Source organism: Curtobacterium flaccumfaciens UCD-AKU, from assembly GCF_000349565.1.
Classification (GTDB): Bacteria; Actinomycetota; Actinomycetes; order Actinomycetales; family Microbacteriaceae; genus Curtobacterium; species Curtobacterium poinsettiae.
In genome coordinates, this window is sequence record NZ_KB714631.1 from 796 (window position 1) to 1249 (window position 454).

Here is a 454-nt window from a genome sequence, read left to right on the forward strand (position 1 = left end):
CCCGCGTCGAGTTCGTCGGCGGCGAGTTCGTCTACGCCGTCCGTGTCGACACCAGCGCCGGCAGCTTCGAACTGTGCCCCGCCGACGCGTGCGAGGTGCCCCAGGTCATCGCCGGCGCCGTCTGCGACGTGCCCGGTACCGAGACCGCCGGTGCGCCCCCGGCGTTCGCCGTCCGGACCGAGATCACCGCTGGCCACCCGCTGGTCCAGCAGCTCCGCACGTTCCTCGCCGACCAGCGCATCACCATCGCGGGCGTCGAGTTCATGGAGACCACGGACGGCCGCACCGTCGTCTACGACATCAACACGAACACGAACTACAACCCTGCTGTCGAGGAGTCCGCGCCGGCCTCCGGCCCGCGCTCCATCGCGGAGTACCTCGGCGGCCTGCTGGCGGCCGAGTACGCGGCCGAGCTCACGGCCTGAGACCGCAAGGACCACCGGACTGGAGGCCC

Annotated in this window: 1 pseudogene; it reads left to right on the forward strand. The window is 71.6% G+C overall.

What is annotated here, in order from left to right:
* Positions 1 to 425: pseudogene (locus H489_RS33730) on the forward strand (alpha-L-glutamate ligase); the annotation flags it as partial.
* Positions 426 to 454 lie beyond the last annotated feature (29 nt).